Below are 25,746 nucleotides of genomic sequence, written 5' to 3'. Positions count from 1 at the left end.
CATGAAGATACTGGTAACAGGAGGCGCCGGCTTCATCGGCTCCGCCGTGATTCGTCATTTGATTGCCGATACGGCCCATGACGTGGTCAATGTCGATGCCTTGACCTACGCCGGCAACCTGGCGTCACTGGGTGACGCCGCCCGCGATTCGCGCTACGCCTTCGAGCATGCCGATATCTGCGATGCGCAGGCGATGGCGCGCATCTTCTCGCACCACCGGCCCGATGCGGTCATGCACCTGGCGGCGGAATCGCACGTCGACCGCTCCATTCATGGCCCTGCCGCCTTCATTCACACCAATGTGGTGGGTACCTCGGTTCTGCTGGAGGCAGCGCGTGGCTACCTCGAGACGCTTGACGAGGCTCGGCGCGCCGCGTTTCGCTTCCATCATATCTCCACCGATGAGGTGTATGGCGACCTGGAGGGGACAGACGATCTGTTCACCGAGTCGACCCCCTATGCGCCAAGCTCGCCCTATTCGGCAAGCAAGGCGAGCTCCGACCACCTGGTGCGCGCCTGGCACCGCACCTTCGGTCTACCGGTGCTGATCACCAACTGTTCGAACAATTACGGCCCCTATCACTTTCCCGAGAAGCTGATTCCGCTGATGATCCTCAACGCGCGGGCAGGCAAGCCGCTGCCGGTGTATGGCGATGGCCAGCAGATCCGTGACTGGCTCTACGTCGAGGATCACGCGCGCGCGCTGGTCACGGTACTGGAGCGGGGCCAGGTGGGGGAGACATACAATATCGGCGGCCACAACGAGTGCGCCAACCTCACGGTGGTTGAGACGATCTGCGAGCTGCTCGAGGAACTTGCCGCGCCGCCCGCCGGCGTTGCGCATTTCCGTGACTTGATCACCTTCGTCACCGATCGCCCCGGTCACGACCTGCGCTACGCCATCGATGCCTCGAAGATCGAGCGCGAGCTCGGCTGGCGCCCGCAGGAGACGTTCGAAACGGGGCTCCGCAAGACCGTGCAGTGGTATCTGGACAATGATGAGTGGACCACCGGAGTGACCAGTGGCGCCTATCGCGAATGGACTGCTCAGCAGTACGGCCAAGCCGCCAAGGAGAGTTAATTATGAAGCGTAAAGGAATCATTCTGGCAGGCGGTTCCGGGACCCGCCTTCACCCCGTCACCCTGGCGGTCTCCAAGCAGCTGCTGCCGGTGCATGACAAGCCCATGATCTACTATCCGCTGGCCACGTTGATGCTTGCGGGCATCGACGAGATCCTGATCATCTCGACGCCGCAGGATACGCCGCGCTTCGAGCAGCTGCTGGGCGATGGCAGCCAGTGGGGCATCAACCTGCAATATGCCGTGCAACCCTCTCCCGATGGCCTGGCCCAGGCGTTCATCATTGGTAAATCGTTCCTGGCGGGGTCCCCAAGCACTCTGATCCTGGGCGATAACATCTATTACGGGCATGACCTGCAACCGCTTCTGAATAACGCCATGGCACGCGACAAGGGGGCCAGCGTGTTTGCCTACCATGTGCACGATCCGGAGCGCTATGGGGTGGTCGATTTCGATGAAGATGGGCGTGCCACCTCGCTCGAGGAGAAGCCCGCCAAGCCGAAGTCGCCCTATGCGGTGACGGGCCTCTACTTCTATGACCTCGATGTGGTCGAGATGGCGCGCGACCTCAAGCCCTCGCCGCGGGGCGAGCTTGAGATCACCGATCTCAACCGCCTCTATATGGAGCGGGGCGATCTCAGTGTAGAGATCATGGGGCGCGGCTTTGCCTGGCTGGATACCGGCACCCATGAATCGCTGCGCGAGGCGGCCAATTTCATCTCCACCATCGAGCACCGCCAGGGACTCAAGGTGTGCTGTCCCGAGGAGATTGCCTGGCGCAAGCGCTGGATCGATAGTGAACAGCTACTGAAGCTGGCGGCCCCGCTGGCCAAGAGCGGTTACGGCCAGTATCTGCAGCGCCTGATCGAGACCGGGGAGAAGCGCTGATGAACGTGATCGAGACATCGCTTCCCGAGGTGCTGATCCTGGAGCCCAAGGTCTTTGGTGATGCGCGCGGCTTCTTCATGGAGAGCTTCAACCAGCGCGCCTTCGAGGAGGCGACCGGGATGGCGGCGAACTTCGTGCAGGACAACCACTCCCGCTCGCGCCAAGGGGTACTGCGCGGCCTGCACTATCAGCTCGAGCAGCCCCAGGGCAAGTTGGTGCGAGTGACGCAGGGGCGGGTCTTCGACGTGGCGGTGGACCTGCGGCGCAACTCGCCCCATTTCGGGCAGTGGACAGGGGTCGAGCTCTCCGATGAAAACAACCGTCAGCTTTGGGTGCCTGAGGGCTTTGGCCATGGCTTCGTGGTGCTCTCCGAGAGTGCCGACTTTCTCTACAAGACCACCAACTACTATCACCCCGCCTCGGAGCGTTGCATTCGCTACGACGATCCAACGCTTGCCATCGAGTGGCCGACGCTTGACGGGGGTGTGTCGCTCTCCGACAAGGACATGAAGGGAGCCGCCTTCGAGCAGGCTGAGGTGTTCGCATGAGCGATGACAAGTTGAGCTGGCTGGTGCTGGGAGCCAACGGGCAGGTGGGGCGCGAACTGCGCCGCGCCCTGCAGCCGCTGGGCCATGGCGTGGCATTGACGCGGGCCGAGTGCGATATGAGCGTGCCAGGCGAGGCGGCGCGTGCCGTGGCCGAGCGTGCGCCACGTATCGTGGTGAACGCCGCAGCCTATACCGCGGTGGACAGGGCCGAGGATGAGCCGGCGCTGGCCGAGCGTCTCAATGGCGAGGCGGTGGGGGAGCTTGCCGCTGCCTGCGCTGAGCAGGGCAGCGTGCTGGTACACTACTCCACCGATTACGTGTTCGATGGAGCGGGAGTGGAGCCCTTCCGGCCAGGCGATGCGCCGGGACCTCTCTCGGTCTATGGCAAGACCAAGCTGGCCGGCGAGCAGGCGATTGCCCGCTCGGGGGCAAGTTACCTAATCCTGCGCACCAGCTGGGTTTATGCCTCTCATGGGCATAACTTCGTTAATACCATGCTACGCCTGGCAAGCGAGCGTGACCGTTTGACAGTAGTGGCCGACCAGGTCGGCGCGCCGACCTGGGCCGCCACCATTGCCGATACCACGGCCCTTGTGTTGCATGCCTGGCAAAGTAGCGGCTTCGATGCCAAGCGCGCAGGGATTTACCATCTTTGCGCACGCGGCGAGACCAGCTGGCATGGCCTGGCCGAGGCGCTCTTCGATGAGGCTGTGGCGCTTGGCCAGCTGAGTGCCGAACGGCGCCCAGTGGTCGAGCCCATCGCCAGTCACGAGTACCCGCAGAAGGCGCCGCGCCCGGCCAACTCGCGCATGGATGTCTCTGACCTGGAGACAGCGTTTGAACTGACACTGCCGCACTGGCGCGAGGCGCTCATCTGCTGCTTGCGCTCACGGCTGGCCTGACGTTCCGGCTGGCGAGTGCTAGGGCCAACAGGTTGATCTGCATGTAGCCGTACCAGGCGGCGATCATCTCCTTCTGCAGTGCGACCTCGGTCAGGCTGTAGACGATGAAGCCGGTGGTGAACAGCACTCCCGCCAGGGCAAAGGGGTTGTGGCTATTGTGCAGGTAGAGCCACAGATACCCCGCCGCGGGCAACAGCAAGTAGCCTGCCAGCATCACGATCCCGATCAGGCCGCCCGTGGCCAGCACTTCGAAGTACTGGCTATGGGCATGGCCGCGATTGATGCTGAGCATCCACTCCGTCAGTACCTCCTCTTCAACGAGCGTTTCAATTTGAGTCTCGCGCTCCGGATAGGTCAGCCCGACGGAAGGACGAGCCTTGAAGGCTTCGGTTGCCGCCGTCCATAGCTGTACGCGCCCGCCGCTTGAGACGGCCTCCTCGATCTGGCCTTGCTGGATCTGGGTCAGCTCCTCGATGGTGAAGGCGACCCGCTCCTCGACGATGGGTACCGTGGCATAGGCCCCCACGGCAAGCAACGCGATGGCGGCATTGCCGATCACCAGACGTTTCCAGCCGATCCTGTCCAGATTCAGGATGATAACCAACGAAAGAAGTACCGGGATGACGAGCAGTACGCCTCGGGTCTGGGAAAAGAGCACGGCCATGAAAGCCCCGATAGCCCCCAAGGCAAGCCACCATGACCTGGGTGAGCCGCGCATCATCGCCAGACAAATCAGCATCAAGCTGCAGGCCAGATAGGCGAAATTCAGATAGAACATGAACCCCTCGGCACGCTCTATACCCTGAACAAGCCCCTGGTATGCAGCGAGTGCTCCGCCACCGATGGCTCCGAGTGAAGCACCCCACTCCAACTGTGAGCGATAACGGCTCAGGTCGAGCGCGGCACTGGCGTGTCGAAGCATCAGGTAGATCGGAATCGAGGCCGCCATGTGCAGCGGGGCGCTGATATAGCGGCTGGTGAAGTCATCCATGACGAAGGGAGCCAGTCGGCCGATGAGATAGCTAAGCAGCAGCGCGATAACTGCCCAGTCGAGGCGTGTGGGCGCAAGCGTTGCCCGATTGGCGATCAGATAGGCAGTGGCATACAGCATCAACGGGGCGATCAGGGCCGTTGCCGATATGGGCGTGGCGATCAGTATGACGAGCGTGGCAAACAGAACCCAGCCATTGAGCTTGGCAGCTACGCTGGGCGTGAAGAGAGTGGGCATCCGAGGGGTCCGTCCGGGGTATGGCAAAAATTGGCCGCTATTCTAGCAAGCTCTGTACTTTGTGCGCTCTATTACTGGCTAACCCTGAACGATTGAAATGGATTGCTGAGTAGCGCCCAACTCTCTCGGTTGGGCGCTGTCGTATCAGGCGGCCACGTCCCACGTGGTCGTCACGGTATCGAGCCCGACAAGCTCCGCTTCTCCAGTGAGAGGGGGCTCCATCGCCACTGCAGCGTCGCTGAAGGCCAGTTCCGCCGTGTCGGTGAACAGGCCCATCTCCTCCGCCTCGTTCAGGTCGAACTCGACCTGGGCATAGATCTCCTCATAGGCGATTCGCTGCCCGCGTTCGGCAATCAGCCAGGCATCCTCGGGGTCGTATGCCGCCAGGCTGCCGTCGGCCATGGCCGTGATGACGCCCAGCATGCTGATCACGCTCTCCAGGATCAATGCACTGGAGACGGCACTGTAGTCGTAATCCAGGCCCTCGAAGGCGGCCAGCTGCATCTCCTCCAGGCCACGCTGCTCCACAAGCAGGATCGGCGTGTCTTGCAACGCCAGGCCATTGCGGGCAATGGCAGGCGTCTCACCACCGGGGTAGAGCGACAGGTTGCTGTAGGCGAACTTGTCGGTGGCCGCTGCCACGGCAAGTGCCGCCTGCTGGGCGACGGCGGTGACTGCGGGGTCCACATCGGGGTGAGTGGGCCACATGATCGAGATGGTCTCGAGTTCGCCTTCGGCATTCAGGTAGTTGTTCTGGTTGTGATAGTCGAGGAACAGGTCGGGCCTGAATGTGTTTAGCACCTGCTGAACGGCCAGGAACTCGGGCACGAGCTCGGGGTCGAGCGGGGCATCTGGATCGTAGGCGCGATTGAGATCGATATCGGCGGAGTTGCGACGCGGAATGACGGTATCGTCGGGATCGGCCTCGACGGCAATAAGAGCCTCCCAGCGATCGACCCCGTCGGGGTTAACACGTGGCATGACCACCAGTGTGACCTCGTCGCGCAGTGCCTGAGCCATGGGGGTGTCGGCGCTTATCAACTCCAGCAGATAGAGAGCCGCTTCGGTGGCGGTGGGTTCATCGCCATGCTGCTGGGTGACGATCATCAGCGTTTGTGGCCCATTGCCTACCACGGCGCGGTAGATCGGGTTTCCATCGAGGGATTCGCCGGCCTGGGCAAGATCGAGTGTGTCGTAAGCCTCATCCAGCCTGGCGAGTTCGACATAGAGCTCGTCATTGCTGCGCAGGCCCTGCTGGAACAGGAGCTGCTCGGGATCGTAATTTTTCAGGCCGACCTGCTCGTAATAGAAGGTGGCGATCTCGCGCAGTGCCAGATGCGCCTCGGTATCGCGCTCATCAGCCGCATTGAGCATGCCTTGAATGATGCGGAAGGTGGACTCCCCGCCTTCGAGTCGTCCGGCCCAGTACTCCCTATCTTCAGGATCGATACTGCGAGCAAACAGTCTTAGATGAATATCTTCGATGGTCTCGTTGCTGTCGAGCTGCTCCAGATAGCGCTCGTACTCCTTGAAGGCGGCAAGGATATGGAGCAGCTCTCTGGGTTCCACCTCGTCTGCGGCGAGGCGAGTGAGCCAGAAATTCAGGCCGTAGGGCTCGGCGGCGTCGCTCTTGAAATCCTCATGGCGTGCCTTCAAGTCGCTGCGAAAGGCGTCGTAGCGAAGGTTGAACTCCTCGACGATACGGTCATGGCGCGCCTGTAGACTCTCTCGAACTTCTTCATAGCGAGTTGCTACGTCGTCTCGTACATCGTCGTAGCGCTGCTGCACGTCATGTCGTACATCGTCGTAGCGCTGCTGCACGTCCACCGCCTGCAACGTTGCTCGTCGCCAGCAGCGGATGCGTACTTTACGGATTTACCCCGGGCCGCGCAAGCGGTTTTTGACACTTTTGTGTCGAACACATGGCAGGGCCTTCCGACTAGATAATCGCCTCGCTGGGAGGAGCCATGATTTCACGGTTTTTTGGCCGACTTACCCGGTCGATGAGGGAGAGAATCGAGCGATAGGGAATGCCTCCGTGCTCGCTCAGTCCAATCTCGCAGGTGCGCGAATTGGAGTAGCCAGCCTCGCAACCCTGCACCTGCTCGGCCAGCGTGTGCAACGCTGAGGCATTGAGTTCCGGAGTATTGAGGCCCTTGTCGCCGGCGAAGCCGCAGCAGTGGATCTCGGCCGGCACGATGACCTCATCGGCGCAGACCCGCGCCAGTGCCAGGAACTTGTCGTTGAGCCCCATGCGAGTGCTGGAGCAGGTGACATGCACGGCAATGCGCTCATGTGCAGGCGTGATCTCCAGTCTCGGCAGCAGATAGTCGTGAGCGAAGGCCACCGGCTCTAGCAATGTCAGTCTCGAATCCAGGGTCTCCTGCATGCGCAGCGTGCAGGGGCTGGTATCGCAGAGCACCGGATAACGACCGTTCTGACTGGCAACGAGCAGCTCGCGATTGAGTTCGCGCGCCTTGTGATCCGCCTCGGCGAATTGGCCATTGGACTGGAATGCCATGCCGCAGCAGAGGTGACCGATCATTGCCGGCAGCACTACCTCATATCCTGCCTTGTCGAGCAGCGCCAGGGTGATCTCCATCACCGATCGCGACTCCCGGGCGTCATTGCGGCTGGCACCGAACACGCGTGTCGCACAGGAAGGGAGGTAGACCACCTTGTCGCGAGGCGCAGCACTCCTTTTGCTCTCCCGGCCAAGGATCTTGATCGAGGCGGCGGCCGGCAGACCGGGAATCCATTGCGGCACACGCTCGCCACTGAGGCGACGCACACCGTGGGTAATGACACCCATGGTGCGGTTGCCGAGAACCCGCTGCGCTCCGGATGCGACATTCAGCGCTCCCCTACCAAAACGCGTGGCGCCGGAGAAGTGCCGACCGACCAGGCGCGCCACACCGGCCTTGTCCAGATTGCGCTCATGACGCAAATCGCGTATCAGATCGCCGGTATTGATACCCACCGGGCACTGCGTGGCGCACAGCCCGGTCGCAGCACAGGTATCGATCCCCTGATAGGTATACTCCTGCCAGAGCTGATCGATACGCCTCCTCTCTTCTTCACCGGCTCGCTCACCCAGGGCTTCGAGCCGGGCCAGCTCGCGCCGGATCACGATACGCTGGCGAGGCGTCAGCGTCAGGTCCTTCGACGGGCAGATCGCCTCGCAGAAACCGCACTCGATACACTTGTCGATCACCGGATCGGCGGCCGGCAGGGGCTTCAGGTTCTCCAGATGCAGGTTGGGGTTGCGGCTCAGGATCACCTCGGGATTGAGCAGGTTCTTGGAATCGAACAACGCCTTGATCTCCCACATCAGGGCGTAGGCATCGCTGCCCCATTCAAGCTCGACATAAGGCACCATGTTGCGCCCGGTACCGTGCTCGGCCTTGAGCGAACCGCCATACTCGACGCCGACCAACTGGGCGACTTCATCCATCAGTGCCTGATAGCGCTCGACCTCGCCTGGCTTCTCGAAGCCCTGCGGGAAGACGAAGTGCAGGTTGCCCTCCAACGCGTGGCCGAAGAGGATAGCGTCCTGATAGCCATACCTGTGGAAAACCCAGGTCAACGCCAGTACTCCCTCGTCGAGGCGCTCGATGGGGAAGGCGACATCCTCGATGATGACGGTGGTGCCGGTCTCACGCACGGCGCCCACGGCGGGGAACAGCCCCTTGCGAATCTTCCAGTAGAGGTCGTAAAGCGCCCTTTCGCGAGTGAAGACCAGGGGCTCAAGGGTCTTGATCCCCTCCAGAGTCTCATGGACGCTGCGCATCCGCGCCTCGAGCTCCTCACCGTCGTTGCCGCGCACATCGATCAACAGCGCCGCCGCACCCTCGGGCAGTGTCTTGAGCATTGCCGGCATGCCCGGCTTGTCCTGCACCGAGCGCAGTGCCGCTCGATCCATCAACTCGACCGCCGAGACCTGGGTCTGCTTGAGCGCGATGGTGGCACGGCAGGTGGTGGCCATATCGGCGAAGAAGGCGAGCGCCGCCGCCTTTTCTGTCTCGTCGATCACGGTGTCGTAGGTGATCGCACTGATAAAGCCGAGCGTACCTTCCGAACCGATCATCAAGTGCTTGAGAATCTCGATGCCGTCGGTGAAATCCACCAGGCTGTTCAATGCATAGCCGGTGGTGTTCTTGAGCCGGTACTTGTGGCGAATCCGCTCGGCCAGCGGCCGATTGGCCAGCGTCTCGCGCGACAACCGCTCGAGGCCATCAAGCAGCGCGGCATGAGTGTGGCGAAATTCCGCCACGCTGGCAGGCTCGGCGGTATCCAGCACACTACCGTCGGCAAGAACCACGCGGATATCACGCACGGTACGGTAGCTGTTCTGGGCCGTGCCGCAGCACATACCGGAGGCGTTATTGGCGGCGATACCCCCGATCATGCAGCTCGCGATTGAGGCTGGATCGGGACCGATCTTGCGCCCGAAGGGGGCCAATAACTGGTTGGCTCGCGCACCGATCACCCCCGGCTGTAGGCGGATCGCCCTGCCACTGTCGAGAATCTCGTGCCCGCGCCAGGCACGCCCCAGCAACACCATCACCGAATCGGTCACGGCCTGGCCCGAGAGCGAGGTACCGGCCGCACGGAACGTCACCGGCAGCGAGCGGACCTGACACTCGCGCAGAAGCCGGATTAACTCCTCCTCGCTTTCGACACGCACGATCAGCTGCGGTATCAGTCGATAGAAGCTGGCATCAGTACCATAGGCCAGGGTCCTGAGCGGATCGTCGATCAGCCGCTCGACGGGAATGCTTCCGGCCAGCGCTTCCTTCAGCTCGCGGTAATATGCTTGCTGTTCACGGTTCATGCCCCTTTCCTGCTGGTGTGACGCACCAGCACCACTAATTCCTTGGGTCCATGCACGCCATAGGCGAGCGTCTGCTCGATATCGGCGGTCTTGCTCGGCCCCGATATCAGCAATGCATTGGTGGGCATGCCATCGGCCCAGCGGTGAGCTTCGATGACATCGAAGAAAGTGTCCTCAATGGCATCGGCATCGAGCACGGCGATATGCACCGGCGGCACCAGGCTCAGCAGGCGCGGCTCATCCGGCGTAGGCCACAGCCATAGGCTGCCGGTTTCGGCAATGGCGCCGCGGGTCGAAGTGAGTCCGGCATCGACGCGCTCGAACTGCTCGCGCTTCCAGCTCTCCACATCTCGATCGACATCGATCAGTTCGATACCGCTTCCCGCCAGCGCCTCCCGCGCCGCCCAGGCAACCGGATGCTCGCGCCCCAGCGCCAACCGTACAATCGACTTGCGATTCAACACGTCGGCAAGGGTGGCGGTCCAGTCGCTGTCGGTGACATGAATCACCTCGCCATGTACCGAGGTGATCATGGCCTCGAAGCGTGCGAGTCGCTCCTCACCGCTCCAGCCGCGATGGGTCACGACCGCGAAGTTGCTCTCCGGCGCCGTCAGGGGGCCGTCCATGCGTTCCCTGAGACGTTTGAGAATAGTGTCGCGAGCGCTCATGACTCCTCCTTAGCGGGACCACCCTTCGCTGGGAGCTTTGCAGAGGGCGCAGTCTGCGCCTGGTGCTGCTGGACCAGAACATGCAGCGAGGTCTTTGCGGGCTTGGGCGAGGTGCGGTGATCAGTCCAGGGGCCGAGCCTCGAGGGTGTGAGCACACTGAACTTGCCCGCAAGCTTGGTGCTACCGCGCCAGGCCGAGGGGTGCGTCGCCAGCCATTGCCAACTTTTCCAGGCCGCCACTTCCTTGCGGCTGCGCTTGGCACCGGCTCCCTTGACGTTGCCACGCCCTTCGCCCGCCGCCTCCTTGCGCAGGCGTACCAGCAGATCAGGGATCGGAATCTTCACCGGACACACTTCGCCACAGGCGCCACATAGGCTGGAAGCCGACGGCAGGTCCTTGGTAGCCTCGAGCCCCAGCATGTGCGGCATGAGAATGCTACCGATCGGGCCGGGATAAGTGGTGCCGTAGGTGTGGCCGCCAACCCGGGTGTAAACGGGACAGTGGTTCATGCACGCCCCGCAGCGAATGCAGCGCAGGGTGTCGAGCAGCTCATCATCCTGGTAGATGCTGGAGCGACCGTTGTCGACCAGCACCAGATGCACCTCTTCCGGCCCATCGCGCTCGCCGGGCTTGCGCGGCGAACTGATCATGTTGAAGTAGGTGGTGACGTGCTGCCCCGTGGCCGATCGGGTCAACAGGGCATAGAGCGGCGGCACGTCGCGCAAGCGCTCGACGACCTTTTCGATGCCGGTCACGGCGATATGCATCGGCGGCACCGCCGTGGTCATGCGCCCATTGCCTTCGTTCTCGACCAGGCACAGGGTACCGGTTTCGGCCACCGCGAAGTTGACCCCGGAGATACCGACATCCGCCGCCATGAAGCGCTCGCGTAGCTGGGCCCGGGCCGCCGCCGTCATGTAGTCGACATCACGGGTCTTCTTGGTGCCGGTCTTGGCTTGCATGATCGCCGAGATCTCATCGGTATTGAGGTGGATCGCCGGCATGATGATATGGGAAGGGGTCTGCTCGTTGAGCTGCACCAGGTATTCGCCCAGGTCCGACTCAAGCGCAGTGATTCCCGCCGCCTCCAGGTGGGCGTTGAGATGCATCTCCTCGGAGACCATCGACTTGCCCTTGATCACCGACTTGGCGCCACGCGCTTCGCATAGTTCACGAATGATGCGGCACGCCTGTTCACCATCCTCCGCCCAGTGCACGCGAATGCCATTCGCCTCGCAGTTCGCCTCGAGCTGCTCGAGCAGCGTCGGCAGCTTGGCCAGTGCGCGCAGGCGAATATTGGCACCTAGTTCACGCAGCGTCTCCAGATCCCAATCGCTGAAGACATCGCGTCGCTTGGCCATGAGACCATCCATGGCGCGGCGGAAGTTGGCGCGAATCTGCGGATTGCCCAGCGCATCGTGGGCCTGGCGGTGGAACGCCTGGGGCGTGAAAGTATGCAGGGAGTCGCTCTGAGCGCTCATGAGGTGCGCCTCCATAGATAGCTTGCAATATGCTCACCGGCCAGACTGTCCCGCTCACCGGCCAGGTGCTGATGCTCGAAGCGCCCGGCAATGTTCATCAGGCAACCGCAGTCGGAGGTCACGAAGCGCTCGGCGCCAGACGCCTCGAGGGCCTGGGTCTTGTCCTCGACCATCGCCGCGGACACTTCGGGGTGGCGAACGGCAAAGGTCCCACCAAAGCCGCAGCACTCCGCAGCGCGCACCTGCTCCACCAACTCCACCTGGCCAAGCTGGGCGAGCAGCTTGGGACCGGTCTCGGCCAGTCCCATCTCGCGGCGGGCGCTGCATGAGGTGTGCATCGCGACACGCTCGGGCTGGCCCTTGTCGGTGAGCACGACATGGCACACATGGATCAGGAACTCGGTGAGCTCGAAGACTCGCTCCGCCACCGATAGCGCCTGAGCCTCCCGAGGCGTTCCGGCGAAGAGCTGCGCATAGTGGGTGCGCATCATGCCGCCACAGGAGCCGGAGGGGACAATGATTGGCCAGGGCTCGGGGAACAGCTCGAGCTGTGCCTCGGCGACCTTGCGCGCCTCGTCATGGTAGCCAGACGTGTAGGCCGGCTGGCCACAGCAGGTCTGCTCCTGAGGAAAAATCACCTCGATGCCTTCGCGCTCGAGCAGGCGAATGCCATCCAGCCCCGCCTGGGGGTAGAAGACATCGATCAGGCAGGTACCGAAGAAGTAGACCTTCTGCGGCTTGGGGGGGTAGAGCTTGACTGACGTCATGCGGTCTCCTCACGGCGTAGTCGACGCTTCGCTAGCCGCAAGGTTCGCCAGGCCGACAGTCAGGTTAATTGGTAAAACCAATTTACTTTAATTGTGAATGCACCATATGAGGGGCATCCATCAAGTGTCAAACACGCTGCGGCAATTTTCAGGCGACAACACCTTATACTTTGGTATCAAGATTGCATAAGCACACTTAAGCAATTGAAAACTCATTTAAAACGCCGGAGGTAATAATTGCCAATTCCGCACGGCAGGCCTATTTTGGTAATACCAATTTCCAATAGGCGACGACGACGTTTTTTGACAAAGTCTCGCTTAGTGCCCGCCTTCAAGAGATATGCATGGCCTATCAACCCGTTCGCCAACCCCGTATTGCCGATGTCATCACCGAGCGACTCGAAGCGATGATTCTCGAAGGCAGCCTGAAGCCCGGCCAGCGACTCCCGCCCGAGCGCGAACTAGCCGAGCGCTTTGGCGTTTCGCGCCCCTCGCTGCGCGAGGCGATTCAGAAGCTTGCTGCACGCGGCCTGGTCTCCAGCCGGCAAGGCGGCGGCACCTACGTCTCCAGCGAACTCAACACCCGCCATGGCGATCCGTTACTTGAGATGCTGGCGCGCCATGGCGAGTTCCATCTCGACCTCCTCGAGTTCCGTGATGCAATGGAGGGGATCTCCGCCTATTATGCGGCACTGCGCTCCACCCCCGCCGACAAAGCACTGCTGTTGGAGCGTTTCGAGGAGCTCGAGGCGTGCTTTGCCGGTCGCAACCCCGCGCTCGAGGCCAAGGCCGATGCCGCCTTTCACCTGGCGATCGCCGAATCGGCACACAACGTCATGCTGCTGCACACCATACGCGGCATCTTCAACCTACTAGAAAAGAGCATCGTCGATAACCTGACCCATCTCTTCGAGAATCCAGAGTCCCGGCCACGGCTGATGGAGCAGCATTGCGCTCTGCTCGAAGCGATCCTGGAGGGACGCGCCGAGGATGCTCAGGCACGCTCGCACGAGCATCTGGTCTTCGTCGAGGAGGGACTGCTGGAGATGGAGCGTGCCGAAACGCGAGCCCAACGCGCCTTGCGCCGCGCCCAGGCCATGCCCTGACGTGGCGGCGTCGGAACTGCGCGCTCTCATTCTGCCACGCCGCTGGCGACACTGGCTGATCCTGCTGGTGCCGCTGGGCTTCGCCCTGGTCATCTGGCAGGCCACCCTGGTGGCCCGCGATCAAGCGCTGCAGACCCTGACTGACGAGGCCAAGAATGAGCTGCGCCTCTCTGCTGCAGGGCTCGTAGGGCATCTCTCGCGGCACGACTATCTTCCCGAACTGCTCGCCTCCCGCGACAGCATCCAGGCCTACCTTGCCGAACCGAAGGCCCACGATCCAATGCCGATCAACCTGATGCTCGACCGCTTTCGCGCAACCGCCGACGTCTCGGACATCTACCTGCTCGACCGCTTCGCCAATACCCTGGTGGCCAGCAACTGGCACATGCCCAACACTTTCATTGGCCAGAACTACCATTTCCGCAGCTATTACCAAGACGCCATCGCCGGCGGCCAGGGACGCTTCCATGGCCTGGGCGTACAGTCGCTCGAGCGTGGCTACTACTTTTCCGCCCCAGTGAGACTCGACGATGGCGACGAGCGGCCGGATGGGGTCATGGTGATCAAGGTATTACTCGATGAAGTGGAGCAGAGCTGGGCGGGGCAGAGTACCGAGCTGCTGGTCACCGATCAGGACGAGATCATCTTCATGGCCAGCCGTCCCGAGCTTCGCATGACGGCGCTTCATCCGCTTTCCGACCGGGAGCGCGATGCACTGCTCGCCACCCGCCGCTATGCCGACGAGCCCCTCTCCTTCTCCGGCATTGCCGCGTTCGGCGCATACGGAGCTCGCAGCCTGCTGGTGAGCTTCAATCATGGCCCACTGGCCGACCAGGAGTACCTGCTGTTGACCCGGGAGTTGCCTGAGTTCGGCTGGAACATGCACATTCTCAAGCCGCTATTGCCAGTGCATCGAGCCCAGTGGCAAGCAGGGTTGCTGGCCGGCGGTTTCTATGGGGTGGCGCTGTTCGCCGTGGGCTTCGGCTGGCAGCGCCTGCGTCTGCGCCGCGAGCGCGAGCAGTTCGCCGAGCGTGAGCGACGCACCCTGGCTCGCTCACGCGATGAGCTGGAGCGTAACGTCGAACGCCGCACCCGCGACCTGCTCGACTCCAACCGCCGTCTCTCCGCCGAGATCGAGGAGCGCCGTCGTGCCGAGGCCAACCTGCGTCAGACCCGCGACGAGCTGGTCCAGGCCGCCAAGCTGGCTGTTCTCGGCCAGCTTGCCGCCGGCATCAATCACGAGCTCAACCAGCCGCTGGCTGCCATCCGTGCCTATGCCGAGAACGCAAGAACCTTTCTGGCCCGCCAGCGTGTCGACTCCGCCGACGCCAATCTTGAGCAGATCGTCGAACTCACCGCACGCATGGCCGAGATCAGTGCCCAGCTCAAACAGTTTTCGCGCAAGAGCGGCGATACGCTGACCCCCGTCTCGGTCATTGCCTGCTTCGATTATGCGCTACGCCTCTATCAGGCGAGGCTCAACCAGGCCAACGTAGTGATCGAGAGAGACTGCCCCAACGGGGCGCTCTGGGTGCGTGCCGACTTGATCCGCCTGGAGCAGATACTGGTCAACCTGATCGGCAATGCACTTCAGGCCATGGCCGACACCCCGAGCCCCAAGCTCAGCTTGAGCGTCGAGCGCCACGGCAGCGACGTGCGCATCGGTGTCGCCGACAATGGCCCCGGCATTGCCGAGGAGCACCTGAACCGCGTCTTCGACCCCTTCTTCACCACCAAGTCGCCAGGCAAGGGACTGGGGCTGGGGCTGTCGATCTCGACACGTATCGTCGACGACCTTGGTGGACGCCTCGAGGCCGCCAATCGACCCCAAGGCGGCGCGATCTTCATCATTATCCTGCCGGGCGACGCTTCGCCCGCGCGTCTTTCTGCCGCTCAGGAATCACACCATGCATGACCAGGCCTCAACGCCGGTACTGATCGTCGATGACGAACAGCATCTGCGGATTACCGCAAGTCAGACACTGGAGCTTGCCGGCTACGCACCACAGGCCCAGCCCAGTGCCGAGGCCGCACTGCAGCACCTGGCACCGAATTTCCCCGGGGTAGTGGTCAGCGACATCCGTATGCCCGGCATGGGTGGCATGGCACTGCTTCGCGAGGTGCGACGCCGCGACCCCGACCTGCCGGTGATCCTGATTACCGGGCATGGCGACATCTCCACTGCCGTGGAAGCCATGCGCGAGGGCGCCTGGGATTTTCTCGAGAAGCCCTTCGCCGGCGAGCGGCTGGTGGAGATGGTGCGCCGTGGCGTCGAGAAACGCCGCCTGAGCCTCGAGAATCGCCAACTGAAGGCCGAGCTGGAGGCGCAGCAGTCCGCGCCCGGACCACGGCTGGTCGGGCGTACCGAGGTGATGCAGCGGCTGGCATCGATGGTCCAGCGTATCAGCCAGGTCGAGGCCGATGTGCTGCTGTTCGGCGAGACCGGCGCCGGCAAGGATCTGATCGCACGCTCGATTCATGAACGCAGTGCGCGCAGCGGGCAGCCCTTCGTGGCCATCAACTGCGGCGCGGTGCCGGAGAGCATCATCGAGTCGGAGCTGTTCGGCCACGAGAAGGGCGCCTTCACCGGTGCGGTTGAGCGGCGTATCGGCAAGTTCGAGCACGCCAGCGGCGGCACCGTGTTTCTCGACGAGATCGAGTCGATGCCGCTGGTGCTGCAGGTGAAACTGCTGCGCGTATTGCAGGAGCGTGCCATCGAACGGTTGGGGGCCAATGTGCCGGTGCCGCTCGACATTCGCGTGATCGCCGCCACCAAGGTCGACCTCAAGGCCGCTGCCGAGGCGGGGCGGTTTCGCGAGGATCTCTACTACCGTCTCAATGTGGTGACGCTGCCGATCCCGGCACTGCGCGAGCATCGTGAGGATATCCCGCTGCTGTTCCAGCACTTCGCCGTGGTCGCCGCCAACCGCAGCGGGCTCGAGGCGCCGCCGGTGGACTCCGCCGGCATCGCGGTTCTGCTGGCCCATGACTGGCCCGGCAACGTACGAGAACTGCGCAACCTCGCCGAGCGCTATGTGCTGCTGGGCGCGGCCTGCGACTACCGTCTCGACGCACTGCTCGAGGGTATCGACCCCTGCCCGGGCGACATGGCGCTACCCCAGCAGGTCGAGCTGTTCGAGAAGAGTCTGATCAGCCAGTCGCTGGCCAGTCACCGCGGACGCATCCAAGAGGTGTGCGAACACCTCGGTCTGCCGCGCAAGACGCTTTACGACAAGCTCAAGAAGTACGCCCTGAAAGCCGACGATTACCGCCACCCGCCGCCCTGAAGCCACGCGCCCCCCGAGAATAGCCCTGTCGGCCCTTGGGTGATGCTCATGCCCTGCGAGAGCAGCCCGAGCAACGAGGATAGCGGCGGCAGCCACAGCGAAACGCCTGCCATCAGCAGCAACATCAGCACCGAATGCCCTGGCGTGCGAAAATCGCAAAGCTTCAGTGCCGTGCCGAAGGAGCGCTTGATGCGCGCGCCAAGCATATCGACGCTATACATTTCGTCGAGGGACAGATGGATGACATAGCCCAGCCCCAGCGCCAACCCGTGGGCCCAGGCCAGCGTCTCGCCCTGAGTGAACATCCGGTAGCTCAAGGCACTGGTGAAGACCGCGCAGGAGAGCGCGGCGAGCAGCGAATGCCAGCTGCCGCGGTGCACGGTGAAACGCGCAAAGATTCCCCCCGCCAGATGTCGGATCGCCAGATAGAGCCCCCCACAGACGACCACCAGCTGCCCAGCCGAGAGATGCGGCTGCAACAGTACTGCCCCGGCGATGACCGACAGCAGGGCCAGCAGATTAAAGATGAGCCGGATGGCACGCGAGTTGTCGGCATCGATATCGGGCAGGATGCCACCGAAGGCGACCAGCGCCACCAGCGGCAAGGCTTCGGCCAGCGTCCATAGGCCGCCCTGCCAGCCGCTATAGGCCGCCACGGCGCCGCCGACGCTGGCCACGCTGAGGTGGGTAGTGAAATTGGCCATACCGGAGAGACAACTCAAACTGGATAAATATCCAGAATATCACTCATCCGGCAATAAAAAACAGTAGCTTGGCGCTACTCGCTCAAGTATTTGTCCTTCAGCCTGACGTAATTGCCGGCAGTGTAGACGAAGAACTCGCGCTCGCTCTCCTTGAGCGGGCGCAGCGCCTTGGCCGGGTTGCCGGCATAGACATGGCCACGCGCCAGCCGCTTGCCCGGCGTGACCACGGCGCCAGCGGCAATGATCACCTCCTCCTCGACCACCACGCCATCCATGACGATCGCCCCCATCCCCACCAGCACCCGATCACCAATGGTGCAGCCGTGCAGGATCGCCTTGTGGCCGATGGTCACGTCTTCGCCTATGGTCAGAGGATGACCGCCCGGATTGAAGTCGCTGGCGTGGGTGATGTGCAGCACGCAGCCATCCTGAACGCTGGTGCGCGCGCCGATGCGAATGCGGTGCATGTCGCCACGCACCACCGCCATCGGCCATACCGAGCAGTCATCCCCCAGCGCCACGTCGCCCAGCACCACGCTTGCCGGGTCGATATAGACCCGCTCACCGAGGCGTGGCGTGATGCCCTGATGCCTTCTCATCCCTGTCTCGCTGGTCATGTCGTTCTCCTTGGCTCAATTATGGGCTCACACAGCACTGGACGCTCAGATCAGCCCACTCGCCAGGACGATGAGCGTCAAGGGAATCGACACGTAGCGTAGCACGCCGCGCCACAGCCGAAAGCTGCGGGGGCCGGCATCCAGCGCATTCAGTGCCGCTTCGCGCGGCATCACCCAGGCTGCGAAAATCGCGATCGAAAGCCCCCCGATCGGCAGAAAGATTTCGCTTGGTACCGTGGTGACGAGCTCGAAGAAGTTCATGCCAGCAAGCCAATGCACCTCGGCCATGGTCGAGAACGAGAGCACCGAGAGCAGCCCGACCGACCACACGCCGAGCGCCACCAGCGCGGTGGCTCGGCTGCGCCGCATTCCCCACCCCTGCAGGCCGGCGACCATCGGCTCGGCGAGGTTGATCGACGATGTCCAAGTGGCCAGCAGCAGCAACAGGAAGAACAGTCCCAGCCACAGCGAGCCCCATGGCAGTTCGGCGAAGGCGATGGGCAGCGTGACGAACATCAGCCCAGGCCCTTCGCCCGGGTCGATCCCCTGGGCGAAGACCACCGAGAAGATCGCGATACCGGCCAGCAGCGCCACCAGCACATCGAGCACCGCCACCGCCCCCACCGCCTTCGGCAGGCTCTGGTGGTCAGGCATATAAGCGCCGTAGGCCATCAGGGCACAGGCGCCCACCGCCAGGGTAAAGAAGGCATGGCCCATGGCATTGAGCACCACGCCGGTCGTGATCGCCGACAGGTCGGGGCTGAACAGCCAGACAAGAGCCGGGACGAAGCCGTCGGTGGTGACGGCATAGATCGCCAGCACGATGAGCAGCAGATAGAGCAGCGGCATCATCAGGTTGTTGAGCTTCTCCAAGCCCTGGGAGACGCCAGCGGCCACCACCGACATGGTCATCAGCAGAAACAGGCTATGATTGAAGGCCATGCGCAGCGGGTCGGCGAGAAACGTCTCGAAGCTGGCACCGATCTCGGCTGGAGAGCGACCGATGAAGTCGCCGTTGACCGCCTCGATCAAGTACTCAATGGACCAGCCCGACACCACGGAGTAGAACGACAGAATGAAGAATACCGTGACGGCACCGAACAGGCCCAGCCAACGCCAATGCGGGCTGCCCCCCGCCTGGCGTGCCAAGTGAGCGAGCGAGCCCATCGGACTGCGGCGCCCAGCGCGACCGATCATGATTTCGGCCATCATGATCGGTAGCCCCAGCAGCAGTACGAAAGCGACATACAGCAGCAAAAAAGCGCCGCCGCCATTTTCACCGGTGATATAGGGAAAACGCCAGATATTGCCCAGACCCACTGCGGCACCCGTCACCGCCAGAATGAAGGCACGCCGGGAACTCCAGCGATCCATTGTCTCGTTCATCGCTTCGTCCCATAGTCTCGCGGCCATCTGGCCGACAACGAAGGCGCAAGCCTAGCAGCACTGCTGCTGCTGGCCAATGCATTGAAACCACATTGCCTCGCCCGCATCTAACCTATAGCCATCACGTCAATCGAGGTTCACATGTCCCGCAATCCCCTGCTCGAAAGCCATACGCTGCCGCCCTTCTCTGCCATCCAGCCCGAGCATGTGGTGCCGGCCATCGAGCGGCTGCTGGACGAGAACCGTACCGCCATCGAGCGACTCGCCGAGCGTGCCGGCCAAGGTTCGCCCAGCTGGGAAACCCTGGCCGCACCGCTGGAGGCGCTCAACGACCGTCTTTCCCAGGCCTGGTCGCCGGTATCTCATCTCAATAGCACCATGAATTCCGAGCCGCTGCGCGAAGCCTATCAGGCCTGTCTGGCCAAGCTTTCCGAATACAGCACCTGGCTTGGCCAGAACGAGGGGCTGTTCCAGGCCTACCAGAAACTCAAGGATTCACCGGCCTATGCTCGCCTTGATGTGGCGCAGCGACGCAGCGTGGACAACACCCTGCGCGACTTTCGCCTGGCCGGCGTCGATCTGCCGGAGCAGGACAAGCGCCGTTACGGCGAGATCCAGGCACGCCTCTCCGCGCTTGCCAACGACTTCTCCAACCATGTGCTGGATGCCACCCAGGCGTGGCACAAGGACATCGATGACGAGGCGACGCTTAAGGGGCTACCCCAAAGCGCTCTCGATACGCTCAGGGCCAATGCCGAGGCCAAGGGGCTGACGGGGTATCGCATCACCCTCGACTTCCCGAGCTTCTACCCGGTGGTCAGTTACGCCGACAATCGCGAGCTGCGCCGCGAGGTCTATACCGCCTTCGTCACCCGCGCCTCCGACCAAGGACCGAATGCCGGACAGTTCGACAATGCCTCGAACATTGAGGAGCTCCTGGCGCTGCGCCGTGAGCTTGCCGAGCTGCTCGGTTTTGCCAGTTATGCCGACTACTCACTCTCCACCAAGATGGCCGAATCGCCCCAGCAGGTGCTCGACTTCCTCAATGGCCTGGCCGGACGCGCCCACCCCCAGGCCAAGCAGGAGTTCGACGAGCTTGCCGCCTATGCCCGCGACGAGCTGGGTCTCGAAACGCTGGAGCCATGGGATGTCGGCTATGCCAGCGAAAAGCTGCGCGAGGCGCGCTACGCCATCTCCCAGGAGCAACTACGTCCTTACTTCCCTGCCCCGCGAGTGATCGACGGGCTATTCAAGGTGGTGGAAACGCTCTATCAGGTGCAATTCGAGGAGGACGAGAGCGCCCCGCGCTATCACCCCGATGTGCGCTACTTCCAGATACTTGAGCAGGGTGAGCCGATTGCCGGATTCTATCTCGACCTGTACGCGCGAGAAGGCAAGCGCGGTGGCGCCTGGATGGACGAGTGCCGGGTGCGTCGCCGGCATGAGGATGGCCGCATCCAGCTACCGGTCGCCTACTTGACCTGCAACTTCACCCGTCCGGTAGGAGGCAAGCCGGCGCTGCTCACCCATGACGAGGTCACCACCCTGTTCCACGAGTTCGGCCATGGCCTGCACCACATGCTGACCAAGCAGCAGGTCGCCGATGTTTCCGGCATCAATGGGGTGGCCTGGGATGCGGTGGAGCTACCCAGCCAGTTCATGGAGAACTTCTGCTGGGAGCGCGAAGGGCTCGACATGATCGCCGGGCATGTGAATACCGGCGCCAAGCTGCCCAATGAACTGCTCGAGCGCCTGCAGGCGGCCAAGAACTTCCAGTCGGCCATGGGCATGGTGCGCCAGATCGAGTTCTCGCTGTTCGACTTCCGCCTCCATCATGAGCTGGCCTCGCCCAACGCGAGCGACGTCCAGGCGCTGCTCGACGACGTGCGCGACCGGCTCTCGGTGGTGCCGCGCGCCGAGTTCAGCCGTTTCCAGAACAGCTTCAGCCATATCTTCGCTGGCGGCTATGCAGCAGGCTACTACAGCTACAAGTGGGCCGAGGTGCTCTCGGCCGATGCCTATAGCGCCTTCGAGGATGCCGGCATCTTCGATGCCGAGACCGGCCTGCGCTTCCGCCGCGAGATCCTCGAGCAGGGCGGGGCCCGGGATGCCGCCGAACTGTTCCGCGCCTTCCGGGGTCGCGAACCGAGCGTCGATGCACTGCTTCGTCATAGCGGCATTCGCGCCGCCTGACCCGAGTCCTTAATGACCGGCTGCGCCACATGGCGTGGCCGGCATCTATCCAATGGCCTTCCAAGGAGTTGCCATGGTTGTCGCCAAACGCTTTATCGCCGGTGCCGTGTGCCCACGTTGTGCCAGCATGGATCGTATCCGCACCTGGGAGCAGCACGGCATACGCTACCGTGACTGCGTCAGTTGCGATTTCTTCGAACAGCTGCCGATCGAAGAGGAGACACCGGCGGAGCTGGAAACACGGGTCAACCGCATCCGCCAGTCTCAGCAGCGCAACGATATCCAGGCAGTGAAGATTCTCGATCCCAAACGCAAGTGACCCTGCATGTCCGCAGCCGCGCCGATGCAAGGCGCGGGTATCGTCTTCCCTGTCTCTTCTCCTCGCTGCCCATCTCGTCTCTCCCGTCTGATCTCCCGCCTGGCCTCTCACCGCCAGATCCTCGCGCGACTGCCGTGACCTATCACGGCAGTCCATCGATGTGCGGACGTCCGCACGCCATTTACCCCATTCTGTGCGGAAATCCGCATAATTATAACAGCACCCTCTTCGACTTTAGTTGCAACTAATATACACAGTATGTTGATTTACCTAAGGCTTTAATGTGACGGCATGTAAATTGCCCGTAGTGACTGGCTACGTCTCATTCGCCCAACGATAACGAACTAGAGGGTTACGCATGACAGCTCACAAGCACACATCGCCAACTACCGCTCGCCGCTGCGCCATCGCTCTGGCCTCCACGGCCATGATGGGTGGTCTGCTGGTCGCGACCGGCGCCAGCGCCGAGTCCGACCGCTCCGGCTGGCCGTCCAACTTCACCATCGGCACCGCAAGCCAGGGCGGTACCTTCTATATCTATGGCTCCGGCTGGGCCAACCTGATTGCCGATGAGCTGGGCAATATTTCAGGTGGCGGTGAGGTCACCGGCGGCCCCACCCAGAACCTGGCACTGGTCCACAATGGTGATCTGGCCTTCGGCATGACCACCATGGGTCCCGCCGCCGATGCCATGAAGGGTGAAAGCCCGCTGGCCCCGGGCGTGGTGATGGACAACGCCTGCGCCATGTTCCCGATGTACGAGACCCCCTTCTCGGTCACGGCCCTTGCCAACTCCGGCATTGCCTCGATCTCTGAGATCCCCGACGGGGCTCGCATCGGCTTCGGTCCTGCCGGCTCGACCTCCGACGTCTACTTCCCTGCGATCCTTGAAGAGCTCGGCGTCAACTTCCAGCGCCGTAACGGTGGCTGGTCCGACCTGGGCGGCCAGCTGCAGGATGGCCTGCTCGACGTCATCGCCTTCGCTGCGGGCGTGCCGATCCCGGCGGTCAGCCAGCTCGAGGTCGAGACCAACGTCAACATCCTCGAGTTCACCGAAGAGGAGCAGGCACAGATCATCGAAGCCTTCCCGGTCTCCGAGTACATGATTCCGGCCGCGACCTACGAGACCCTGCAGGAGGACGCTCGCGCCGTCTCCATGTGGAACTTCGCCTTTGCCCGTTGTGACCTGCCGGAAGACTTCATCTACGAAGTGACCCGCATCACCATGGAGAACAACGATCGCATGCGCTCCATCCACCGCAGCGCCGAAACATCCATCCCCGAGAACGTCACCTATAACACCGTGATGCCGTTCCACCCGGGTGCGGCGCGCTGGTTCAACGAGAACGGCTATGAAATCTCCGAAGACATGATCCGCTAAGGCGATCTCGCAATGCGACCAGGGCCGGCCTCTGCAGCGCAGGGCCGGCCTTTGCTACCTCCTTACCACCTGCTTCAGTAATGCTGACCCAGCGCCTGGGTCAGTCGATGTCAACACTCAAGGGTGACCGTCCCATGAGCAACACCCCCGACAATCACCACCCGGCTGCCGTACCCGCCGCTTCGTCCAGTGCCAAGGAGGCCGAACAGATCCTGGCCGAGGGCGTCGACGCCGAGGTCATCGAGGCCAACCGCCGCCTGTTCACCGGCTGGCAGTGGGCGCTGTTCGCGACGCTTGCCGTCGTCTATTCCCTCTTCCATCTGGTGACGCTCAACGTCCTGCCGATGGAGACCTGGTCATACCGCATCATTCACGTATCAGGTGCATTGATCCTTGGCTTCGGCCTGTATACCGGCGCCCGCTTCGCCACCGACAGTCGCTCCACTGCCGCCAGGTGGCAGACGGTGCTGAGCGTGCTGCTACTATTGATCGCTGGCTACGCCCTGCTGCAGACCTTCCTGATCTGGCGCACCATCGCCGGCGGTGCCATGCGCATCGAGCCGCATATCGAGGCCTGGCACTATGGTTACCCGCTGATGCTCGCCACCGCCGCGAGCATCGTGCTGTCGTGGACCTATCGCCAAGTGCGCGATAAGTTCCCGCTGCCCGACCTGGTGCTGATGGTGTGCGCACTCGCCAGTGCCGGCTACCTGCTGATCATCTACAACACCCCGCTGCGCATGTCGACCGGCACCTCCTTCGCGCCGATGGGCATCTCCTATGCAGCGATCGCAGGATCACTGCTGATTCTCGAGCTGACCCGCCGCGTCACTGGCAATGCACTGGTGATCATCACCGGGATCTTTCTGGCCTACGTCTTCGCCGGGCCTTACCTGCCGGGCTTCCTCGGCTATCCGGGACTTTCGCTTGGCCGCTTCTTCAGCCAGGTCTATACCGACATCGGCGTGCTTGGCCAGACCACTGCGGTCTCCTCGACCTACATCATCCTGTTCATCATCTTCGCCGCCTTCCTGCAGGCATCGAAGGTCGGTGACTACTTCGTCAACTTCGCCTTCGCCGCCGCCGGCCGAGCGCGTGGCGGCCCGGCCAAGGTCTCGATCTTCGCTTCGGGCTTGATGGGCATGATCAACGGCACCTCGGCAGGCAACGTGGTCTCCACCGGCTCGCTGACCATCCCGTTGATGAAGAAAGTCGGCTATACCGGCCGCAGTGCAGGCGCCATCGAAGCCGCCGCCTCCTCAGGTGGCCAGATCATGCCGCCGATCATGGGCGCTGGCGCCTTCATCATGGCTGAGATCACCGGTATCCCTTACCGTGAGATCGCCGTGGCGGCACTGATCCCTGCCGCACTCTACTTCCTCTCGGTCTACTGCATGGTCGACTTCGAGGCGGCCAAGAAGGGCATGCGCGGCATGCGCAAGGACGAGATTCCGCAGTTCCGGCGCCTGGTCAAGCACGCCTACCTGTTCGCACCGATCCTGATCCTGATCGGTGCGCTGTTCATGGGCTATTCGGTGATTCGTGCAGGCACCCTGGCAACGGCCTCGGCAGCGGTGGTGAGCTGGATTTCGCCCAACAAGATGGGCCCGCTGGCGATTCTTCGGGCGCTGCAACTGGCCAGCAGCATGGCCATCCAGATCATTGCCGTGTGTGCCTGCGCAGGCCTGATCGTCGGGGTGATCTCGCTGACCGGTGTCGGCGCGCGCTTCTCGTCGCTGCTACTGGGCCTGGCCGGGGTCAGCCAGCTGCTGGCGCTGTTCTTCGCCATGTGCATCAGCATCATGCTGGGCATGGGTATGCCAACCACGGCGGCCTATGCGGTGGCTGCCTCGGTGGTCGCGCCTGGCTTGATCAACATCGGTATTCAGCCGCTGGTGGCGCACTTCTTCGTCTTCTACTTCGCGGTGATGTCGGCGATCACGCCACCGGTAGCGCTCGCCTCTTATGCCGCGGCGGGGATATCCGGGGCCAATGCCATGCAGACCTCGGTGACGTCGTTCAAGATCGGCCTGGCCGCCTTCATCGTGCCATTCATGTTCTTCTATAGTCCGGCCCTGCTGATGGAAGGTACCGGCATGCAGATCCTGCGCGTAGCGATCACCGCATCGCTGGGCATCATCATGCTGGCAGGTGCCGTGCAGGCATGGATGTTCGGTCCGGTCAAACTGTTCGCCCGGGTGGGACTAACGATCGGCGCGCTGTTCCTGATCTATGGTGGCATCTATACCGACCTGGCTGGCCTTGCCATCGGCGTCGGCATCGTCGTACTGCAACGCAGCCTCAATTCAGGCAACAACGACAAGGCCACCGTCAAGCCGTAGCGTTACCTACTGAAG

Annotated in this window: 20 protein-coding genes; 11 read left to right on the top strand and 9 right to left on the bottom strand. The window is 62.7% G+C overall.

Annotated elements, in window-relative coordinates:
- Position 1: 1 nt before the first annotated feature.
- Genes rfbB through rfbD form a run of 4 tightly spaced genes read left to right on the top strand, consistent with a single transcriptional unit; the run spans position 2 to position 3,418 of the window.
- Complete coding sequence (rfbB, locus tag HJD22_RS08420; protein WP_208655751.1) at positions 2 to 1,081, top strand: dTDP-glucose 4,6-dehydratase; 1,080 nt, start codon at positions 2 to 4, stop codon at positions 1,079 to 1,081.
- A 2-nt stretch (positions 1,082 to 1,083) separates the two neighbouring features.
- Entirely contained in the window at positions 1,084 to 1,968 is an 885-nt protein-coding gene (rfbA, locus tag HJD22_RS08415; RefSeq protein WP_208655750.1) for a glucose-1-phosphate thymidylyltransferase RfbA, read from the top strand.
- Positions 1,968 to 2,516 (top strand): dTDP-4-dehydrorhamnose 3,5-epimerase, encoded by a 549-nt coding sequence (rfbC, locus tag HJD22_RS08410; RefSeq protein WP_208655749.1) that lies wholly within the window; start codon positions 1,968 to 1,970, stop codon positions 2,514 to 2,516. Before rfbA ends, rfbC begins: the two co-directional genes overlap by 1 nt.
- Complete coding sequence (gene rfbD / locus HJD22_RS08405; protein ID WP_208655748.1) at positions 2,513 to 3,418, top strand: dTDP-4-dehydrorhamnose reductase; 906 nt, start codon at positions 2,513 to 2,515, stop codon at positions 3,416 to 3,418. Before rfbC ends, rfbD begins: the two co-directional genes overlap by 4 nt.
- On the opposite strand, the gene HJD22_RS08400 is transcribed toward rfbD, so the two are convergent.
- The 6 genes from HJD22_RS08400 to HJD22_RS08375 all read right to left on the bottom strand — a co-directional run bounded on the left by HJD22_RS08400 (position 3,387) and on the right by HJD22_RS08375 (position 12,396).
- Entirely contained in the window at positions 3,387 to 4,646 is a 1,260-nt protein-coding gene (locus HJD22_RS08400) for an O-antigen ligase (RefSeq protein ID WP_208655747.1), read from the bottom strand. The genes rfbD and HJD22_RS08400 overlap by 32 nt on opposite strands.
- A gap of 144 nt (positions 4,647 to 4,790) precedes the next feature.
- Positions 4,791 to 6,473, bottom strand: a complete 1,683-nt coding sequence (locus tag HJD22_RS08395) for a M14 family zinc carboxypeptidase (protein ID WP_254280833.1) — start codon at positions 6,471 to 6,473, stop codon at positions 4,791 to 4,793.
- Between the two features lie 112 nt (positions 6,474 to 6,585).
- Complete coding sequence (locus HJD22_RS08390) at positions 6,586 to 9,480, bottom strand: FAD-binding and (Fe-S)-binding domain-containing protein (RefSeq protein ID WP_208656548.1); 2,895 nt, start codon at positions 9,478 to 9,480, stop codon at positions 6,586 to 6,588.
- Positions 9,477 to 10,148, bottom strand: coding sequence for a lactate utilization protein (locus HJD22_RS08385; RefSeq protein WP_208656549.1), 672 nt, complete (start codon positions 10,146 to 10,148; stop codon positions 9,477 to 9,479). Before HJD22_RS08385 ends, HJD22_RS08390 begins: the two co-directional genes overlap by 4 nt.
- Positions 10,145 to 11,629 carry a LutB/LldF family L-lactate oxidation iron-sulfur protein gene (locus HJD22_RS08380; RefSeq protein WP_208656550.1) on the bottom strand — a complete coding sequence of 495 codons (1,485 nt, stop codon included), beginning with the start codon at positions 11,627 to 11,629 and terminating at the stop codon, positions 10,145 to 10,147. The genes HJD22_RS08385 and HJD22_RS08380 overlap by 4 nt, the downstream gene beginning before the upstream one ends.
- Positions 11,626 to 12,396, bottom strand: coding sequence for a (Fe-S)-binding protein (locus HJD22_RS08375; RefSeq protein WP_208656551.1), 771 nt, complete (start codon positions 12,394 to 12,396; stop codon positions 11,626 to 11,628). Before HJD22_RS08375 ends, HJD22_RS08380 begins: the two co-directional genes overlap by 4 nt.
- A 344-nt stretch (positions 12,397 to 12,740) precedes the next feature.
- On the opposite strand from HJD22_RS08375, the gene HJD22_RS08370 reads away from it, so the two are divergent.
- Genes HJD22_RS08370 through HJD22_RS08360 form a run of 3 tightly spaced genes read left to right on the top strand, consistent with a single transcriptional unit; the run spans position 12,741 to position 16,789 of the window.
- A complete protein-coding gene (locus tag HJD22_RS08370) occupies positions 12,741 to 13,502 on the top strand; it encodes a GntR family transcriptional regulator (RefSeq protein WP_208656552.1) in 762 nt (253 codons plus the stop codon).
- A 28-nt stretch (positions 13,503 to 13,530) separates the two neighbouring features.
- Entirely contained in the window at positions 13,531 to 15,417 is a 1,887-nt protein-coding gene (locus tag HJD22_RS08365; protein ID WP_248730175.1) for a sensor histidine kinase, read from the top strand.
- A complete protein-coding gene (locus HJD22_RS08360) occupies positions 15,410 to 16,789 on the top strand; it encodes a sigma-54 dependent transcriptional regulator (RefSeq protein ID WP_208656554.1) in 1,380 nt (459 codons plus the stop codon). Before HJD22_RS08365 ends, HJD22_RS08360 begins: the two co-directional genes overlap by 8 nt.
- Here the strand turns inward: HJD22_RS08360 and HJD22_RS08355 are convergent.
- The 3 genes from HJD22_RS08355 to HJD22_RS08345 form a co-directional block, all read right to left on the bottom strand.
- Positions 16,768 to 17,493: a metal-dependent hydrolase gene (locus tag HJD22_RS08355; RefSeq protein WP_208656555.1), complete on the bottom strand. Its 726-nt coding sequence runs from the start codon at positions 17,491 to 17,493 to the stop codon at positions 16,768 to 16,770. The genes HJD22_RS08360 and HJD22_RS08355 overlap by 22 nt on opposite strands.
- A gap of 74 nt (positions 17,494 to 17,567) precedes the next feature.
- Positions 17,568 to 18,110 carry a gamma carbonic anhydrase family protein gene (locus HJD22_RS08350; RefSeq protein ID WP_208656556.1) on the bottom strand — a complete coding sequence of 181 codons (543 nt, stop codon included), beginning with the start codon at positions 18,108 to 18,110 and terminating at the stop codon, positions 17,568 to 17,570.
- A 45-nt stretch (positions 18,111 to 18,155) separates the two neighbouring features.
- Positions 18,156 to 19,496, bottom strand: a complete 1,341-nt coding sequence (locus tag HJD22_RS08345) for a sodium-dependent transporter (protein ID WP_208656557.1) — start codon at positions 19,494 to 19,496, stop codon at positions 18,156 to 18,158.
- A 141-nt stretch (positions 19,497 to 19,637) separates the two neighbouring features.
- On the opposite strand from HJD22_RS08345, the gene prlC reads away from it, so the two are divergent.
- From prlC to HJD22_RS08325, 4 genes are all read left to right on the top strand, one after another.
- Positions 19,638 to 21,689, top strand: coding sequence for an oligopeptidase A (gene prlC / locus HJD22_RS08340; protein WP_208656558.1), 2,052 nt, complete (start codon positions 19,638 to 19,640; stop codon positions 21,687 to 21,689).
- 73 nt (positions 21,690 to 21,762) lie between these two features.
- Entirely contained in the window at positions 21,763 to 22,008 is a 246-nt protein-coding gene (locus HJD22_RS08335; RefSeq protein ID WP_208656559.1) for a YheV family putative zinc ribbon protein, read from the top strand.
- A gap of 358 nt (positions 22,009 to 22,366) precedes the next feature.
- On the top strand, positions 22,367 to 23,389 hold the full coding sequence (locus HJD22_RS08330) for a TAXI family TRAP transporter solute-binding subunit (RefSeq protein WP_208656560.1): 1,023 nt from the start codon (positions 22,367 to 22,369) through the stop codon (positions 23,387 to 23,389).
- A gap of 134 nt (positions 23,390 to 23,523) precedes the next feature.
- On the top strand, positions 23,524 to 25,731 hold the full coding sequence (locus tag HJD22_RS08325) for a TRAP transporter permease (protein WP_208656561.1): 2,208 nt from the start codon (positions 23,524 to 23,526) through the stop codon (positions 25,729 to 25,731).
- Positions 25,732 to 25,746: the final 15 nt, after the last annotated feature.

It is taken from the genome of Halomonas sp. TA22, assembly GCF_013009075.1.
Taxonomy (GTDB): Bacteria; Pseudomonadota; Gammaproteobacteria; order Pseudomonadales; family Halomonadaceae; genus TA22.
The sequence above is the reverse complement of the archived record's forward strand: the minus strand, read 5'-3'. Positions and strand labels throughout refer to the sequence as shown.